This window comes from Enterobacter sp. CCUG 70166 (assembly GCF_020224095.1).
GTDB lineage: Bacteria > Pseudomonadota > Gammaproteobacteria > Enterobacterales > Enterobacteriaceae > Enterobacter > Enterobacter intestinihominis.
In genome coordinates, this window is the sequence record NZ_NRIQ01000019.1 from 61,073 (window position 1) to 78,500 (window position 17,428).

15 protein-coding genes are annotated in these 17,428 nt (G+C 53.1%); 7 read left to right on the forward strand and 8 right to left on the reverse strand.

All coding sequences use genetic code 11. From position 1 onward, the window contains the following. Positions 1 to 2 precede the first annotated feature (2 nt). Entirely contained in the window at positions 3 to 1,346 is a 1,344-nt protein-coding gene (locus tag CKK19_RS09260) for a VOC family protein (RefSeq protein ID WP_063853653.1), read from the reverse strand. A 227-nt stretch (positions 1,347 to 1,573) separates the two neighbouring features. On the opposite strand from CKK19_RS09260, the gene CKK19_RS09265 reads away from it, so the two are divergent. After that, positions 1,574 to 2,497 (forward strand): LysR substrate-binding domain-containing protein, encoded by a 924-nt coding sequence (locus tag CKK19_RS09265; protein WP_022648073.1) that lies wholly within the window; start codon positions 1,574 to 1,576, stop codon positions 2,495 to 2,497. Between the two features lie 41 nt (positions 2,498 to 2,538). Here CKK19_RS09265 and CKK19_RS09270 read toward each other — a convergent pair whose 3' ends face one another. The 3 genes from CKK19_RS09270 to CKK19_RS09280 all read right to left on the reverse strand — a co-directional run bounded on the left by CKK19_RS09270 (position 2,539) and on the right by CKK19_RS09280 (position 5,813). After that, a complete protein-coding gene (locus tag CKK19_RS09270) occupies positions 2,539 to 4,227 on the reverse strand; it encodes a methyl-accepting chemotaxis protein (RefSeq protein ID WP_023300069.1) in 1,689 nt (562 codons plus the stop codon). A 159-nt stretch (positions 4,228 to 4,386) separates the two neighbouring features. Then, a complete protein-coding gene (locus CKK19_RS09275) occupies positions 4,387 to 5,505 on the reverse strand; it encodes an S-(hydroxymethyl)glutathione dehydrogenase/class III alcohol dehydrogenase (protein ID WP_017693450.1) in 1,119 nt (372 codons plus the stop codon). A 32-nt stretch (positions 5,506 to 5,537) separates the two neighbouring features. Next, complete coding sequence (locus tag CKK19_RS09280; protein WP_003857256.1) at positions 5,538 to 5,813, reverse strand: metal/formaldehyde-sensitive transcriptional repressor; 276 nt, start codon at positions 5,811 to 5,813, stop codon at positions 5,538 to 5,540. Positions 5,814 to 6,056: 243 nt separating this feature from the next. Here CKK19_RS09280 and CKK19_RS09285 point away from each other — a divergent pair, with 243 nt between their 5' ends. The 5 genes from CKK19_RS09285 to CKK19_RS09305 all read left to right on the forward strand — a co-directional run bounded on the left by CKK19_RS09285 (position 6,057) and on the right by CKK19_RS09305 (position 8,266). Further along, positions 6,057 to 6,662, forward strand: coding sequence for a hypothetical protein (locus CKK19_RS09285; protein ID WP_022648071.1), 606 nt, complete (start codon positions 6,057 to 6,059; stop codon positions 6,660 to 6,662). Between the two features lie 186 nt (positions 6,663 to 6,848). Next, positions 6,849 to 7,121 (forward strand): DUF883 family protein, encoded by a 273-nt coding sequence (locus CKK19_RS09290; RefSeq protein ID WP_003857263.1) that lies wholly within the window; start codon positions 6,849 to 6,851, stop codon positions 7,119 to 7,121. A 191-nt stretch (positions 7,122 to 7,312) separates the two neighbouring features. Continuing rightward, positions 7,313 to 7,552 carry a regulatory protein YcgZ gene (gene ycgZ / locus CKK19_RS09295; protein WP_003857265.1) on the forward strand — a complete coding sequence of 80 codons (240 nt, stop codon included), beginning with the start codon at positions 7,313 to 7,315 and terminating at the stop codon, positions 7,550 to 7,552. Positions 7,553 to 7,664: 112 nt separating this feature from the next. Then, positions 7,665 to 7,964 carry a hypothetical protein gene (locus tag CKK19_RS09300; protein WP_023306164.1) on the forward strand — a complete coding sequence of 100 codons (300 nt, stop codon included), beginning with the start codon at positions 7,665 to 7,667 and terminating at the stop codon, positions 7,962 to 7,964. 23 nt (positions 7,965 to 7,987) lie between these two features. Then, entirely contained in the window at positions 7,988 to 8,266 is a 279-nt protein-coding gene (locus CKK19_RS09305; protein ID WP_075208094.1) for a biofilm development regulator YmgB/AriR family protein, read from the forward strand. An 85-nt stretch (positions 8,267 to 8,351) separates the two neighbouring features. On the opposite strand, the gene CKK19_RS09310 is transcribed toward CKK19_RS09305, so the two are convergent. After that, positions 8,352 to 9,809: an EAL domain-containing protein gene (locus tag CKK19_RS09310; RefSeq protein WP_063853654.1), complete on the reverse strand. Its 1,458-nt coding sequence runs from the start codon at positions 9,807 to 9,809 to the stop codon at positions 8,352 to 8,354. 286 nt (positions 9,810 to 10,095) lie between these two features. On the opposite strand from CKK19_RS09310, the gene CKK19_RS09315 reads away from it, so the two are divergent. Further along, positions 10,096 to 10,980, forward strand: a complete 885-nt coding sequence (locus tag CKK19_RS09315; protein WP_063853655.1) for a hypothetical protein — start codon at positions 10,096 to 10,098, stop codon at positions 10,978 to 10,980. Between the two features lie 33 nt (positions 10,981 to 11,013). Here the strand turns inward: CKK19_RS09315 and CKK19_RS09320 are convergent, their stop codons facing one another. The 3 genes from CKK19_RS09320 to CKK19_RS25405 all read right to left on the reverse strand — a co-directional run bounded on the left by CKK19_RS09320 (position 11,014) and on the right by CKK19_RS25405 (position 17,260). Then, the gene (locus tag CKK19_RS09320; RefSeq protein WP_022648066.1) at positions 11,014 to 12,189 is read right to left on the reverse strand and encodes an HlyD family type I secretion periplasmic adaptor subunit; all 1,176 of its coding nucleotides are present in this window, start codon (positions 12,187 to 12,189) and stop codon (positions 11,014 to 11,016) included. Continuing rightward, positions 12,186 to 14,351, reverse strand: a complete 2,166-nt coding sequence (locus CKK19_RS09325) for a type I secretion system permease/ATPase (protein ID WP_225455103.1) — start codon at positions 14,349 to 14,351, stop codon at positions 12,186 to 12,188. Before CKK19_RS09325 ends, CKK19_RS09320 begins: the two co-directional genes overlap by 4 nt. A gap of 176 nt (positions 14,352 to 14,527) precedes the next feature. Beyond that, positions 14,528 to 17,260, reverse strand: coding sequence for a beta strand repeat-containing protein (locus CKK19_RS25405; RefSeq protein ID WP_412523763.1), 2,733 nt, complete (start codon positions 17,258 to 17,260; stop codon positions 14,528 to 14,530). Positions 17,261 to 17,428 lie beyond the last annotated feature (168 nt).

The following is a 17,428-nucleotide window of genomic DNA, read 5'->3' on the forward strand; positions in this document are numbered from 1 at the left end:
TTTCAGAGCAAACCGCAACGCTGTTTGCTGCGCGCTTCCGCCTCCTCGTAAAGCGTAAACTCGTCGTACACCGCACAGCCGAGCGCGGCTTCGAAGGCATTGCGGCTGGCATTGCCGTGGCTGCGCGCCTGCGTTTCATTGCCAAGATTCGACTGGAAAATCCCCGCCGCGCTGACGGGCAGAAAATCCTCATAGGTGATCGGCTGCGCCACAACCCAGCCGCGTTCGATCAGCGGCTGCGGATCGTCGCCGGGACGAAACGCGTGGCGATGCGCCTCACCTGTCGGAGTCAGACGGTAGCGGAAATAAGCCAGCCCCTGACGGCGCAGGAACATTTCGCTGTCCGGGAAGGTGCTGAAGATCTCGCGCAGGTGAAGCTGATGGGTCAGGTTGTCTTTGCCGGTCCCGGCCTGATTTAACAGACAGTCGTACAGCTCGCGCCCTTTCGGCGTAAGGGCCACGCCCCGCTGCTCAATCTCACCGAAACGCGCGGTATGCGTACCCTTGTGTTCTCCCGCGAAAAGCACCGGCTCTTCCAGCGCCTTAAAGCTGGTCTGGCGCAGGAGGATCGGCACCTCGCGGCGCGGCGGGCCTTCAATCAGGATTTTCGGCTCAATGCCGTACTTCGGCATCAGTTCCTGTACCCGGTCGATATCCAGCGTGCGCGGCGTGAGATGGTTGATATGGCACCCCGGGAAACAGACCACGTCGGCTATCAGGCGATGTTCGTTGCTAAGCGCCAGATAGGTTTCCTGATCGACCGTCGCATGGCGATGCCAGCGGAAGGTTTCTAAGGCTTCCTGCACAAATTCGCGCGCCTGTGCCTCGGTAAAGTGTCCCTGCGCATCATGCAGGTCGATCAGGTCCAGGCAGCGCGGCGTAAAGATGTTGCGCCGGGAGAGGATCTCTGCCGCCCTTTCGCGCAGCGCAACGTTTTCAATCAGCTCCAGGCGCAGCAGCGAGGTAAAAATGCGAAACGGATTACGGCAGAGCGCCGCATCGTCAGTCGGACGAAACGCCGTCGAGTGGACGGGCACGCCCGCCTGGGAGAGATCGTAGTAGCTGACCGGGTACATGCCCATAATGGCGAAGATCCGGCGCAGGGTGGAAAGCTCCTGCGCGGTGCCAACGCGGATCGCACCGTGACGTTCAACATTCAGGCGCGCCAGTTCGTCTGCATTTGCCAGTTGTTCATGTAAAAGTGGGTTATTTTCCAGAACCGCCAGGTTAACGTCCGCCACCAGTTCCAGCAAGGTGCCGTACTGCGGAACTTCCTGCTGGTACATCGCCGACATAGCCTGCGAAAAGTGTTCCCGAATATCATCAGCCGTGATGGTGTTCGCCATGATGTCATGCCTCCAGTGAATACTACCTGGAGTGTAGAGAAGCCCGTTCTTTTCGTTGGGAAGAATTTACAAATTGTGATCCAGGCAGACGAGTGGTCAAAGCATGGGCGTTTTCGAAAAACAGTTGTAACTCAAACAGATCGAATGTTAAAAATATTTTGCTATCAGGTTATCAAATTCAAACAACTTAACTTGTCACCCGCGTCGCTCTGTTTTTAACATCGCCTATGGAAAAAAATGGTCTGTTCAGTCAGCGCATACGCTTGCGCCATTTGCATACATTTGTGGCCGTCGCTCAACAGGGAACGCTGGGGCGAGCGGCTGAAACCCTTAACCTTAGTCAGCCTGCACTATCCAAAACGCTGAACGAACTGGAACAGCTTACCGGAACCCGTCTGTTCGACCGCGGCCGTCTGGGCGCTCAGCTTACGCTCGTAGGCGAACAGTTCCTGACGCATGCCGTTAAAGTTCTTGATGCCCTCAATACCGCCGGTCAGGCCTTAAACCGTAAAGAAGAGCAGGCCAGCGACATCGTGCGCGTGGGGGCACTGCCAACGGCGGCGCTGGGCATATTGCCTGCGGCGATCGGCCAGTTCCACCGCCAGCAAAAGCACGCCACGCTTCAGGTCGCGACCATGAATAACACCATGCTGCTGGCGGGCCTGAAGTCAGGGGAGCTCGATCTGGGCATTGGCCGGATGTCCGATCCGGAACTGATGAGCGGCCTGAATTACGAGCTGCTGTTCCTGGAATCACTGAAGCTGGTCGTGCGTCCGAATCATCCCCTGCTGCAGGATACCGTCACCTTAAGCCGCGTAATGGAGTGGCCGGTGGTAGTCTCCCCGAAAGGAACGGTTCCGCGTCAGAATGCGGAAGCGTTGCTGCAAATGCAGGGCTGCACGCTGCCTTCAGGGTGTATTGAAACGCTCTCGGCGTCTCTTTCGCGCCAGCTGACGGTGGATTATGACTACGTGTGGTTTGTGCCGTCCGGCGCGGTGAAGGACGATCTGCGACGCGGCGTGCTCACCGCGCTGCCGGTAACCTCACCCGGCGCAGGAGAACCCATTGGGATCCTGACGCGGGTAGATGCCCCGCTCTCTGAAGGCGCCCAAACGCTGTTAAGCGCCATTCGTAAGTCAATGCCTCTCTGACCCTAAACGCAGAACCCGCCGCGAGGGCGGGTCTGTCTTACTCAGAACGTTTCCCAGTTATCACCTGAGACAGCCGCCGCCGGGGTTAAAGGCGCGGGTTTTGCTGCGGTTGCGGCAGCAGTCCTTCCTGCTCGTGCCCCATTGAGACGAAACGCGCCAACGGCTTCCGTCAGACGCGCGCCCTGCTCTTCCAGCGAGGCCGCCGCCGCAGAGGCTTCTTCCACCAGCGAGGCATTCTGCTGCGTCACCTTATCCATCTCGGAAATCGCCTGGCTCACCTGAACAATGCCGCGGCTCTGCTCATCAGACGCGGCCGCAATCTCCAGCATAATATCGGTGACGCGTTTAACCGCCTCGACGATCTCATTCATGGTATTGCCTGCCGCAACCACCTCCCCGGAACCCTGATCGATAAGCGACACCGATTCATTAATCAGGCTTTCAATCTCTTTCGCCGCGTTCGCGCTGCGGCTTGCCAGGGTGCGGACTTCACTCGCCACGACCGCAAAGCCGCGTCCTTGTTCACCCGCACGCGCCGCCTCGACCGCCGCATTGAGCGCGAGAATATTGGTCTGGAACGCGATGCTGTTAATCACGGCGGTAATTTCAGAGATCTTCTTCGAGCTGGTGGAAATATTACCCATGGTTTTCACCACGCCGGAGACCATCTGCCCCCCGCGGCTGGCCTTACCGGAGGCATCTTCTGCAAGTTTACTCGCATGATGCGCGTTATCGGCGTTTTGCTTCACCGTCGCGGTGAGCTGCTCCATGCTGGCCGCCGTCTGTTCGATGGCCGCCGCCTGCTGTTCGGTTCGGGATGAGAGATCGGTATTACCCGCGGAGATCTCACTGGTTCCCCGGTAGATCTCCTCCGCCCCCTGCCGCACTGTGCCCACGGTTGTCACCAGCGCGTGCTGCATTGTTTGCAGATCGCGCGTCAGGCGGCCAATTTCGCTGCGCCCGGTCGGTTCGTCCGGCATGGTTAAATCGCCTTTCGCGATATTTTCGATACGCGTAGCGGCTCGCTGAAGCGGGTTTATCACCGTACGGCGCAGCACCACAAAGGTGATCACCGCCAGCGCCAGCGCCAGGCCAAACGCGCCGAACATAAACATCAGCCCCAGCCGGGTGCGGGTGTGAGCCTGCGCCGTCAGTGCGTTGGCGCGTTCGGTGCGGATTTTTATCGCCTTCAGCAGCACCGCGTTATAGGCATCGTCCAGCGGACGCGCGGTCTCATTTTCATGGTTGATAATGGCTTCAAACATGCCGTTTTTGGCATATTTCAGCATCGGCTGCATACCGGCGATGTAGGCGTCATAGCGGGCTTTCAGATCGCCATCCAGCGCTTCATCAGCCTGAGTGCGAACGGTGCGCTTCATATAGGCGGCAAATCCATCCTGCGACTGCCTGATGCGGGTCTCAGCCTCAGCGATGTTTTGCTTCATCGCCTCCATCTCCGCGATGCGGCTCGCCGCCCCCGCGTGGATCATGTTGATACGGGCGGTGCGTAAATGGTTGGAACTGTTTGACAGACCGGTGCGCACCTGGATTTCTGCTGTGACATCCTGCTGATCGTTATCGGCCTGGAGCAGGAAATAGCCTGCCAGACCCGAGCTCAAGGCAAACAAAAGAATAATGCCACCGAGAATGGAGGAAAACAGCGGAACCAGCCGGATGTGATGCAAGAAACTCAGCTTGTGCTGCGCCTGCATCGATGTTGTGTTGTCCATGACCGTCGACTCTCTTATAGGTAAGATGCGTAAAAACACGCCTGTAAAAGAGTCATCGGCACAGCGGGGAACTAGATTACGCCTAAAAGCGCCAGACAGGTCACACTTTAGAGAAGATCAGGGAAGAAATGCCAGCGGGAAAAACCGCTGGCAGAATAATCAGTTGTCGCCGAAATGGATGACGGTACGAATGGATTTTCCTTCGTGCATCAGATCGAAAGCTTCGTTGATCTGCTCCAGCGGCAGGCGGTGCGTAATGAACGGGTCGAGCTGAATTTTGCCGACCATCGCATCTTCAACCATGCCCGGCAGCTGTGTACGGCCTTTCACGCCGCCAAATGCCGACCCGCGCCATACGCGCCCTGTCACCAGCTGGAAGGGACGGGTTTTAATCTCCTGACCCGCGCCGGCCACACCGATAATGATGCTCTCACCCCAGCCTTTGTGGCAGCACTCCAGCGCTGAGCGCATCACGTTGACGTTGCCGATACATTCGAAGCTGAAATCCACGCCGCCGTCGGTCAGCTCAACGATCACGTCCTGAACCGGTTTGTCGTAGTCTTTCGGGTTGATGAAGTCGGTCGCACCCATCTCACCTGCGAGCTTAAATTTCTCCGGGTTGGTATCCACAGCAATGATACGCCCAGCTTTCGCCTGTACCGCGCCCTGGATGACCGCCAGACCGATCCCGCCCAGGCCGAACACCGCCACGGTGTCACCCTCTTTCACTTTCGCCGTGTTATGCACCGCGCCGATACCGGTGGTGACACCGCAGCCGAGCAGACAGACTTTATCCAGCGGGGCCTGCGGATTCACTTTCGCCAGTGAGATCTCGGCGCACACCGTGTATTCGCTGAAGGTGCTGGTCCCCATGTAGTGATAGATTGGCTCGCCGTTATAGGAGAAACGGGTGGTACCGTCCGGCATAAGACCTTTGCCCTGCGTGGCGCGCACTGCCTGACAGAGGTTAGTTTTGCCGGATTTGCAGAACTTACACTCGCCGCACTCTGCGGTGTAGAGCGGGATCACATGGTCGCCGGGCTTCAGGCTGGTAACGCCTTCACCCACTTCCACCACCACACCGCCCCCTTCGTGGCCGAGCACCGCCGGGAATACGCCTTCCGGATCGTCACCGGACAGGGTAAACGCATCGGTATGGCAGACGCCGGTGTGAGTAATTTTGATCAGCACTTCGCCTTTCTTCGGCGGAGCAACATCAATTTCAACGATTTTCAGCGGCTGGCCTGGGCCGAACGCGACAGCTGCGCGAGATTTCATGATGTCTTTCCCTTGTTGTGAGGTGTGTGGGTTTATTTTAGATAAGAGCGCAGCAAATGGCCGACTTCCGCCATCCGCACTGCCCGCTGATCCGGGGTGGTCTCCCCCGTCACCAGCTCATCTTTGAGGTGAATTTCAACCATTTCACCCATCAGGCCATTGGCAGCACCGCGCACGGCGGCAATTTGCTGCAGAATGGCGAGACAGGGATCGCCCGACTCCAGGGCGCGTTCAAGGGCATCAACCTGGCCTCGAATGCGGCGGACGCGGGTCAGAATACGTTTTTTATCTTCGGGTGAATGCGGCATACGCCCTCCTGATACTATAGGAGGGTATGGTACCTCGTATGTTATTGCCCTGTAAACCACAAGATAGAGACGCTGCAATGAGCACATCGCCGGCAAGGAACAAAAGATATTTAGGGTTTATTCTGGCCGCTACGAATCCTATTTAGCTCGTAATGTTAAAATTCAGCACTTATATGGCACGATGTGAACAGAAATAACATTCTCGTCACCTAACATACTGCTACAAACAAAATGGTGGTGTTAATGATTGTACTAAAGAGCTTTTTATTCTTTGTTGGCGCGGCGGTCGCATGCGCGCTTATTATACTTTGTCTTTGGGTTGATATGCGGTTTGTCGGCCATGATATTCCGGAATTATCACTGACCGAAATTATGCAGGAAACGGTATTAGCGACTATCGTTTTTCTCCATTTTCGTCTGGCGAAAATGAACGAATCCATGCGTTACTGCAATATTCTGGTGGGTGGATTTTTCCTGACAATGCTAATTCGTGAGCTGGACGCGCTTTTTGATCTCATTTCTCATGGGAGTTGGGTGTGGTTCGCGCTGATTACCGCTCTGCTGGCGTTAATTCGCCCCGTTATGCATTTTCGCGCTACCCTGGAACAGCTGGCAAAATATACCCAATCCCCCTGGTACGGTATTCTGTTGAGCGGCCTGCTGGCTGTACTGGTCTTCTCCCGCCTCTTTGGAATGCAGGTGCTGTGGCACGCCATCCTGGAGCATGGCTATATGCGTGTCGTGAAAAACGCCGTGGAGGAAGGTTCGGAATCGTTCGGCTATATGCTGTGCCTGGCCGCATCCCTTGGCTATTACATTACCTTTCGCGCTAACGCACGAGAGAAATAGTCTCTTCCCGCTACGTAGACAGAGACGGCGAGGGAAATATTTATCCACTCCATCCTTAGGGCGTTATGGTGGACATGTAAGAAAGACATATCCTAAAAAGAGGTAATCAGGCGTCGATTTTAGCGAATTCTCTCTCACTCTTGCCATCAGCGTCTATCCTTAGACTATCAACAAAAGGAGGCTGGAATGTCTGATTTCGACACTGATAAAAATGCACAATACGCTGGCGATAAAGCCAAAAACAAACTTGATGAATTATCCGGCTCTGCGCAGCAGCAGTTTGGTGAATTCGTTGATTCCCCTAAACATCAGGTGAAAGGTGCAGCGAAAAAATATGCAGCCCAGGCCAGTGATGCCGTCTCGGATGTTACTGAAGCCGTCAGAAATAACCCGTTAACGGGCTTAATCGCTGCGGGTGCGGTAGGCATCGTTCTGGGACTTCTGCTGGGACGGAAATAATTTCAGGCCCTCCGGGGCCTTTTCTATGCCCCACGTTTTTCTCCCTCTCTTCCCCCCTAATTTTGATAGTTCTTATGACAAATCACCGAACCGCACGAAAAACTTGTACAATTTAGATGTACAGATTTGACCGGATAGTATAAATTCGATGCCAGTGATGTTACAAAATTGTTTGTCAACGGTGGAAAATTATGCGTCGCAACCATGCTCCCTCTACAGCAGAAAGCGCTATAACCTTGTATTTTAACAAGGATAACGTCCCAACACAGCAGGAAACCCTTGGTGCCATCGTCAGTGAGATCATCAAAGAAAATGTACAACTGAGCAGAATGACAATTTGTACAAAGCTGTTGCGCAGAATTGAAGAATCAACGTCTGACGTTGAGAAAGCGCACTATAACGGTTTGATAGCCCTCTTCTTCGAGCGTTAACCTGAACACTGTTTTTAACTTACTAAGTTAGTCATGCTGAGTGAGAATAGAGCATCTGGATGCGATGACTAACCCCATGCTACAGCCGCGTGTAGCAGAGTGAGATTAAGCTATGCATAGAACTAAATTTGAACGACTTAAGGATGACCTTATCGGTGAGGCCGTATTATCCATACTGAAAGAGAACGGGCCTATTACCTTTGCGTCTCTTGCTAATCGCCTGCTGGCGATGGCTAACGTTGAATCAAATGATGAGCGTAAAAATGCATTGATTGCCGCTGAAGATGAAGTGCGCCAGCGTGTAACCGGCGTATCGCACGACCGGGGAAGAGTGATGGGCGATTATGAAATTGGCCGCATGCGCTCTCTCTTTACTCACAACACGCTTCTGAGCCCAAATAAGAAACACTAATTTTAACCGAGACGGTGACCACCATGAGTAAAGCGACTATGCACCAGACGTATAATTTTGAAGCCCTGCACGATAAAGGACTGGCGGAACACTTTCTTAATGCTGGAAAGCATCTCAGTGGTGAAGTTGAAGTGTTAGGCTCGGCAATACGCTGTATTATGCTGACCGGTGACAACCTTTCGAATAAAGAGATCATCCTGCAACTGATTCACGCCCTTGAAATTACCGAGGAGCCTGAAGCCTGCGATGTCATTCGCAACACACTTGAAATTGTTGTCGGCTTTACGCGTGATGATATCTGAGAATACACTATTGCGACGGTGATTGAGTGTTTTTTACTGGTGGTCGAATACTGTAGTCTGTCGTACCACCAGCATAGTGAAGCCGTTAACTAAATAGCCGTACCATTCGATCCAACTCTTCTTCTTTAACCGCGTGGGAAAGATAATAACCCTGGAATCGCTTAACCCCTAACGCGACAAGTTTTTCAAATTTTTCTTCGCTATCGACGCCTTCCGCAACGCATTCGGTCCCCGTCATGTCGCTGTAAACCTGTATCGCTTTAATAATGCTATAGTCTTTGTCGTTAGCCACAAAGTGCTCAACAATATCGCGATCAAGCTTTAGTCCATCAACATTAATCAGTCTGATGGGCAGCATAGCATGATATTTTGAAAAACAGTCATCCAGAAAAAGCCGACATCCCTCGGCGCGTAAACGCTGGAGTGTTTCGGGAATATTTTTATCCTTTGTTACGTCAATCGTTTCAGCTAGTTCAAAGACCAGTTTCCCGGCCCACTGCGGTTTGAGTAACATTTCGACGGCCTTTTTGGCCATCCCCGGCAGCGCGTTTCCCGAAGCAAGTTGAGGAGGAATGTTAACTGAAAAATAATATTTTCCATTGTATTTATTGATACCTGATACGGCCGCATGGATGACTAACGCCGTTAGCTTGAGCCATATTTCACTATTTTTTATCCCTCCCAGAAAATAGGCTGGCTTCAGGATCTCACCTTTTTTATGCCAGCGCAGCAGGATTTCAAATCCAACTCCTTTTTTATCACTATCAGTGATAATTTGATAAGCCGCAAAGATTTCCCGTTTATGTAACGCTTGTAATATATCAATTTCCGTTTCCGAAAACACTTTTGTTTTATTTTTTCCTGCACAAACCTCATCTCTGAAAACGCGAGAGTCGCTAAACCATACTCTGATAATATATAATTTACCCAAACCCACCTTACGATGGGTATAAATAGTTTTATCTGACAGCCCTAACCTCTTACTCTGCTCTTTTATGGAAATACCCTGATAGAAATTCAGTAGCACGGTTAACTCGCGATGTGTTAACCCATGCAAATTTTCTTTACCCTCCTTGTCCGGTACGTTACGCAACAAGCGTGAAGGGCCAGCACGCTCATCTGTCTCATTTTTTACAAAGCCCATTATTTCTGTAATATTCTCTACCCTGATCGTGGAAAGCTTTTTTGTATTATTAACGAGACTTCTCAACGTTGCATTAAGCCATCGCTCAGGTAGTGCACCATACAGGGTGACCCTGCAAATCACTGGCAGTGCATTCAGAACGGATACCAAGCGCTTCAGGCTTTCAAGAAAAGTAGCAACGTCACGACCAAGGAAAACCGAAACCTCGGGCGATTGATTTTCCATCATTTTTTCAACGTCAACGGAACATATTTCATCCTCTTCAAAATGGAGTCGCGTGGCGTGTACGCCTCGAGATTTCAGAAGCAGGCTATACCCTTCAAAGGTGAAACCGCAGGCTGAAATAACAAACCGTTGCTTGTAGCAAGTACCTTGCACAGAAGGTAAATTTTGAGACATAACCTGCTCCTGAGAATACAAACATCATTCCCATATGTAATTAAAGCCAATATTCCTTGTCGCATTGAATAATTTTACCGCACCCCATTTGGTTAATAAACCGTTATCAATGTTATGCACATGAACATCTTTGCGTTAATCAACCGACTCATCCATATGCAGCATAAATATCATTTTCTTTTCATATAACAACAGTAACCAGGACTTTCTCAAGGTATAATGAAAATTCCGAAAAAGAAGTCCGGACACTTCTTCTCATCGGCTCAGACAAAAAAGAGAAAATGCTATGGATAATCACATCTCATCCAGAGCTTTGCTACATCGACGGGATGTCATTAAAAACAACCCGCGATTTAGTGAAGCTATAACAGAACATTACAGAATCAATGACGCCATTTATAAAAAACAACCCCTATTCTACAAAACGATGCTTCAGGAATCACGGTTCAATATAATACTCTCAATATGTTGTTTTGTTTTTGGCAATCAGGCTGAGTCGGTCTCGGAGATTAAGGCACTGTGCTCACGCTATAATATCGCCAGCCCTAACAGCGTTATTGCGATCATCACCATACTTAAAACCACCGGGCGAATTAAGACTTGGCGCTGTACCGAAGATCGGCGAAAAACAAAAATCGCGCCTACGGAAAAAGGACTGGATGAGCTTAAACGCTATATGTCCGGGGCGTTCACGCCTGTTAGCATTCTTTATCCGACATTCAACATTAATGTTAATCTTCTGGACAATGACACTCTCAGGCACAACTTTTTCCGGCGCGCCGCAGAATACCTTTTCCGCGGATTAACATTCAGTAAAGTACTTCCGGAGGTGGGTTTATTTATTGATAAGGATGGTGGCCGAATGATTATGCTCTATCTCTATTTGCAGGCTATTAAAAACAAAACAGCATACGGTGCCATAATAGCGTATTCAGCCAGCACACTTGCAAAAGAATTTTTCGTCTCGCGTATTCACGTCAACCGCATTATCAAATCGGCACAGGAGGCAGGTTATCTTAAAGATCGCGGCGATGGCCGGATGTCCATTTACCCGGCATTTATCGAACTTGTCGAAAATTATGCCGGTTTATATTTTGCCTATGTCACACATTACATCAATGTGGTGCCAAAAGAACGACGCCATGCTGTCAACATGACGTCTATACTCTGAACTGACGGGCGTTCGGCTTGCTGAACGCCTTTTTTATCGCTCGCGCAGTGCCTCTTTTGCCTTATTTAACGGTTTCAGCAGATAATCAATGACGGATTTACTGCCGGTTTTGATATCAACCGTAGCTATCATGCCCGGAAACACCGGGAATTCCTTGCCCTGCCTGTTAGTCAGATGGTTACTGTCTGTACGGATATAAACGCGATAATAATAAACATCCCGTTTCACCTCGTCCTGAAGGGTATCCGGTGAAATCATCGTCACCTCCCCCTCCAGCCCGCCGTAAATGGAATAGTCATAAGCGGTGATTTTCACCAGCGCTTTTTGCCCGGGATGGATAAACGCGACATCGCGCGGCGAGATTTTTGCTTCTATCACCATCTGGTCATCAAGCGGTACCAGGCTCATCAGTTTGCCGTTCGGCGGGATCACCCCGCCAACCGTCGTCACGTCAATGTCTTTCACGATGCCACGCACCGGCGCATTAAACGTTAAGCGGGTGAGTGAGTCTTCGCGCCCTTTCATCACCGAACGCTGCGCTTCGATTTCCGCGTTCGCTTTCGCCAGTTCTTCGCGGGCGCGAACATAGTACTGGTTTTTCATCTCGGTGATTTTGCTCTCCAGCTCATTTTTTTGGCGTTCAAGGCGTAAGACTTCGACCTTACTGGCCGCCCCCTGCGTCACCAGCGGGCGCGTTAATGCCAGTTCACGCTGCACGAGATCCGCTCCCTGGCGTAAACCCGCCAGCCCTTTTTCAAGGCTTTCGCGACGAGACTGGTAAAGCGCCGTTTCCTGTTTAACCAGCTCAACGTCGTCATCCAGCTCTGCCGGGAATGTCAGCCCGGTGTCGTTCACTTCAGCATTCAGACGCGCGGCTGTCGCCATCGCAGCATTTAATCGAGACTCGCTCTCAAGCACGCTGGACTCGGTTTTCGTCCGGTCCAGTTGGGCAAGCTGTTGACCACGCTCGACGATATCGCCTTCGCGCACCATCAGACTGTGGATAATCCCCCCTTCCAGGGACTGGATCACCTGCTCGTGGGAGGACGGGATCACCTTGCCACTGCCCGTAGTGACCTCATCCAGCTGGAACAGGCTGGCCCAGGTAATAAACACCACCAGCAGGGCAAACAGCGACCATGCCACCAGCGACGATCGCGGCAGGCGGGGCTCCTTCAGTCGGCTATTAAAGCGGGAGAAATCATTCATGCCACGCCCTCCGTTTTCAGTTTAACCGTGCGCTGCGGCGCCTGCTGCGGGGCCATTCCGTGCTGGCGTAAAATGGCATCACGAGGGCCATCCATCACCACTTTGCCGTTTTCCAGCACGATAATGCGGTCAACCAGGTCCAGAATCGGCAGACGATGCGTCGCCACCACCAGCGTCCGGCGCTTACCGAGCCACTGGTGCAGATGCTGGATAAATTGCTTCTCGCTGACCTCATCCAGCCAGGCAGTGGGTTCATCCAGCAGCAGAATATTCGGCGAGGTGATCAGCGCGCGGGCCAGCAACAGCGCCTGACGTTGCCCGCCGGAAAGCCCCATTCCGCCCTCGTTGATGATGGTGTTCAGCCCCATTTTCTGCTTGCGCACAAACTCCAGCGCGCCGCTGTTGACCTGCGCCTGATGAATTTCCTCGTCTGTCGCCAGCGGATTACCCATCAGGATGTTGTCGCGTACGGAGCCGAAGAACAGCCTCGCCTGCTGACTGAGCAGCTGCATATCGCGGCGTACGTCAGCCGGGTCAAGATGATTGAGAGCAATATCGTCCAGCAAAATGCTGCCCTGCTGTGGCTCCTGCATTCCCGCCAGCAGGTGCAGCAAAGTGCTTTTCCCCGAACCATTCCGCCCGAGCACCGCCACGCGCTCCCCGGCGCGAATGCGCAGTTTGCTGACGTTCAGCACGGTGAGCTTCTCTTCTTCGTCGTAATAAAACCCGACGTCGTCCAGCTGATAATCACCGCGCAGGTGGGCTTTATGCACTTTTTTGCCGTGCTGGGGATCGTCAATCGGACGCTGCATCAGGTCATCCAGTCCCTTGCGGGCCACCTTTGCTGACTGCCAGCGGGAGAGCACGCCGGAAATCTGCGACAGCGGCGCAATGGTGCGGGACGCCAGAATCGAGGTGCCCACCAGCGCACCGGTGGTCATGTCGCCGCTGATGACCAGGTAACAGCCCACCAGCAGCACCACGGCGTAGACGATAGATTGCACCTCCTGGGTCCAGGTCAGCAGCAGCCCCGTCAGCCAGCGCTGTTTCATGCCGACGCTGGCGGCAACGTCATTGGTGTTATTCCACTGGTTCTGGAACCGCTGCTCGGCGCGCATCAGCTTGATGTCCTCAAGCCCCTGCACCGCTTCCACCAGCGTGGCGTTACGAATCGCCGATTCACGCATCCCTTCGCTGGAGAGTTTTCCCAGCGGGCGCTGCACCAGCAGGCCGGGAATGAGCAGCAGCGGCACGGCCAGCAGCACCACCAGCACCAGCGGGCCGCCAATCATCCACAGAATGAAGACGAACAGCAGGAAGAACGGCAGATCGGAGATGGCTGCAATGGTGGTGGAGGTGATCAGCTCCCGCACCGACTCCAGCTCGCGGATCTGGGCGATAAACGACCCGGTCGATTTCGACCGTGCGCCGTTTTTAATCCGCAGGGCGTGGGCAAACACGCGCTCGGAAATACGCAGGTCGGCGCGTTTCCCTACCACATCCGAAATATGCACCCGCAGCATGCGCATGATGAATTCAAACACGATAGCGATCATCACGCCCCCAAACAGCACCCACAGCGTGGCCTCCGACTGGGACGGCACCACCCTGTCATACACCTGCATGGAAAAGACCATGCCGGAGAGCGCCAGCACGTTGGCGACCAGCGCCACCAGCATAATATCGCTGTAACGACGCCAGTCTTTCAGCGCCAGCTGCCAGAACCAGTTTTTCTCATAGGGTTTGATGTAATCATCCACGCGCGCATCCGGCGTGGACTCCAGGGGACGCAGCACCATCAGCCCTTTAAACCGCGAACCGAGTTCGTCACGCGTCAGCGTCGTCTCCAGGCCGCCGTCGCCGCTGAACTGCACGCTGATGTTCCCTTCGTTGTCCATACGGTTGATGACCGCGATTTGCCCGCCGGTGAACTCCGCCAGCAGCGGTAAGCGCCACGGGTCGAGCGATACGGCTTCCGCCGCTACCCAACGCATCCCCAGCCCAAGCTGGCGCGCCATCTCCTCCAGCACCAGCTGGCGCGAAGACTGGCTTTCATGGTTAATCGTGACCCGAACATGCTCCGCCGAAAAATCCAGCCGATAGTGCTTAGCGATGATGAGCATGCCCTGCAACCAGGGTTCGTACTGTGGATGTGTCTTCATAATGCTACGTCCTGTTCAGGGCGATGATTTCGCACTGAAATGATACCTTTGCGAGATGATTAGAAATCGAACGTTACCTAAACGAGCCCGCAAAATAATCTTGTGAAATAGAGGGTTATGGCTATTAATGTAAAGAAACGCAAAAAGCCGCGAGGATCGCTCCCCGCGGCGTTGTTTTACGCAATTAACAGTTGATGATTTGCCAGCAGCGTCGCCAGATCCGTCTGCACGCCGTTCAGCGTCACCAGGGTGGTTGGCGAGAACTGGCCGCCCGTCCCGTCGAGGTCAACCTGGATCTCGGTGTTGCTGCCGTTCTGCACCACGCGGATGTAGTCAGCAATGTTGCCCGCGCTACTGTCCAGCGTCGCCACGCCGTTCACGTAGCTCGCCGAGCCGGTGCCGGTATAGCCGCTGTCGGAAAGCAGGTCGCGCAGATCGATGCGGTCCGTGTCTGCCGTCCCTTCCCAGGTACCGACGGTAAAGCCGTTCACCACATCGCTACCGTTGCCGCCCGTCGCGTCAGACGCGTTGATCAGCTTATAGAGCAGCGTGTCCTGACCGCCGCTGCCGATGTTGAAGGTGTCGTTACCGCCGCGGCCTTCAAAGAAGTTATCCGCGGTATTGCCTGTAAAGACATCGTCACCATTTCCACCAGCCAGCCCTTCAATGTTGACAAACCGTGCAGAACCAAAACCTGTTTCTTGCATACCGGTCTTACTGAGATCGATATTCAGCGCTGTCGAACCAGCGAGCTTGTAATCGACAATATCCATTCCCCCTTCGGCGGTCCAGACGTTCACATCGGATACCACGCGGCTACCGCCGCCACCGTTATAAATATGCGTACCGGCCGTTGCGTATAGCGTGTCGTTGTAACCTGTTCCTACAATACCTGCTGAATTGCTTCCATCCGTTGCGGCCTGGGCGCTATCAACGACTGCATCCCCATTTTCTGCGGTCAATACATAGGCATGGTTCTTCTCTACCGCTTTGAGTCCCGCCCAGGAAGCGTTGACGTTCTCGATGGTATTCGTTGTCCCGGAAGAGTCGAAACTGACGGACGAAACACCGCCAAAGTCATTAGCATTAGAAAGCAGTACAGCGCTGTAAGACTTGCTCGCATCAAGACCGTAGAAATACACCAGCCCTGTCGAATCGTTCATGTTCACGCCGCCCTGCGGGTTAATGACCTGTGAACTAACAACTTTACCGGTACTCTCGTCTACCAGCAGTACCGTATTACCATAGAAGGCGTTAATACCGTTGGCGTCAGAAATACGCAGAATGATGCTGGATCCATCGTTGATGGTACTGGTATTTTCGATGTACTCCGTCTTGCCACCCGCCGCGCGGAACACGACTAAATCGCGATCGCCATCATAATCAAGGTCGAGCGCTAGTGCTCCCGTGGTGACGTTAGTGCTGCCCTGATTTGCGCCCGTTAACAGCGTTTGCGATGACCAGTTAACCTGCCCTGTACCGGCGTTCACACCATTGTTGAGCCAGAGCATGCCGATATTGTTGGCGTTAGTGGCAACTGTGCTGCCCGCTGCTCCCGCAATCTCGATCAGATCCATCTTGCCATCACCGTTCCAGTCCACCGCCAGCGAGGTCATGCTGTTTACGCTGTCGCCGAAGGTCTGAACATTCGACCCGGTTCCCACACCGTTAGCCGCCGCGGTTAAATTCCCGGCACCATCGTTGTAGAAAACGGCACTGGTGGCGTTACCCTGACCGGTTAGCCCCCCCACAAAGAGATCCATATAGCCATCGCCGTTAAGGTCGGCCCAGGTCATAGTGGTGTAATAATTACTCGTCGTCCCCTGATTTCCATAGAAAACCCCCGTCACAATCTGGGTATTAGTCAGCGTATAATTACCGTTTGCATCCACGCCATTGGTCGCGACCACCAGTCGGGTATTCGCACTGCTGGAGCCTCCGCCTGAGGTATAGTTGGTGCCTACCGTCCCGTGATACACAATGTCGACATAGCCATCATTGTTGAGATCCACGCCAGAGAGATCGCGGCTCATTTGCGCATTGTTATTGTTGGTCGATGCCACCCCATCCTGGGTTGTAGCGGTTTCAACATAAGCACCACTTTTGTCAAAGCCGATAATAGTGCCGTCCGTGTTCATTACGATTTGCGTATCATAGCCACCCGGTGCGTTGGAATCGTTTGGAGATCCATCGCCGTATACCATGTCGACAAATCCATCCCCATCAATATCAATGCCCATTACGCCGCCGTACCAACTCCATGTGTTGCCATTGACATCATTTGTCTGTCCCGCAACGCCATTAGAACCCACCTGGAAGGTGGTGTAGGTGCCGTCCGCATTGTATTTGAAAGACTGCTGGCCATTTGCATAACTGGTATCTGCACCGAGGATATCCATCAGGCCATCACGGTCAAAGTCGACAAATGTTGATTGCTGCTGTCTGTCCGGACCACTGATTGCGACGGAGCTGAATGAACCTAACGTCGTCGAACTGGTTGCGTTCTGGGTAAAGACCGTAGAATTGCTGAGGATCCTCCATGAGCCATCTTCAGCCAGGGTCAGTGCCGTGCCCGTATCCTGCGAAGAGGCTGCGGTCGAGGTAAAACTTATTTCCGGCGTCGGTGATACCGTCAGCTCGTTCGCGGAGTCATCCGCCGTGATCTGCGTGCCGTCAGCTTTGTAAAGTGCAGCCTTGACATCATATGTGCCTAGCGCCAGGGCGTCTGCGTCAGGGATCTGCACGTACCAGGTACTGTTCTTAGGATCAACAACGACAACGCCATTGCGAGAACTGTAAACCACATTGTTGACCGTCACTTCAACGTATTCACCATCGAGGATCTCGAAGTCAACGCGGCCGGTGATAATCGGCGTGGTATCCAGGGTATCCTGCACCTCTACATACATTTGCAAATCAACGGTGAAATCAAACACAGGTGAAGGTGTGGTTTCATTTCCAGCGGCATCGACAACGACCGCATAAAATTCCCCTTTTTCTCCATCTACCAGCGGATCCGTCAAGGCGAAGGACCAGGAAGTACCGTTTACGTCAGCCTCGCCAAGCAAGGTGCCGTC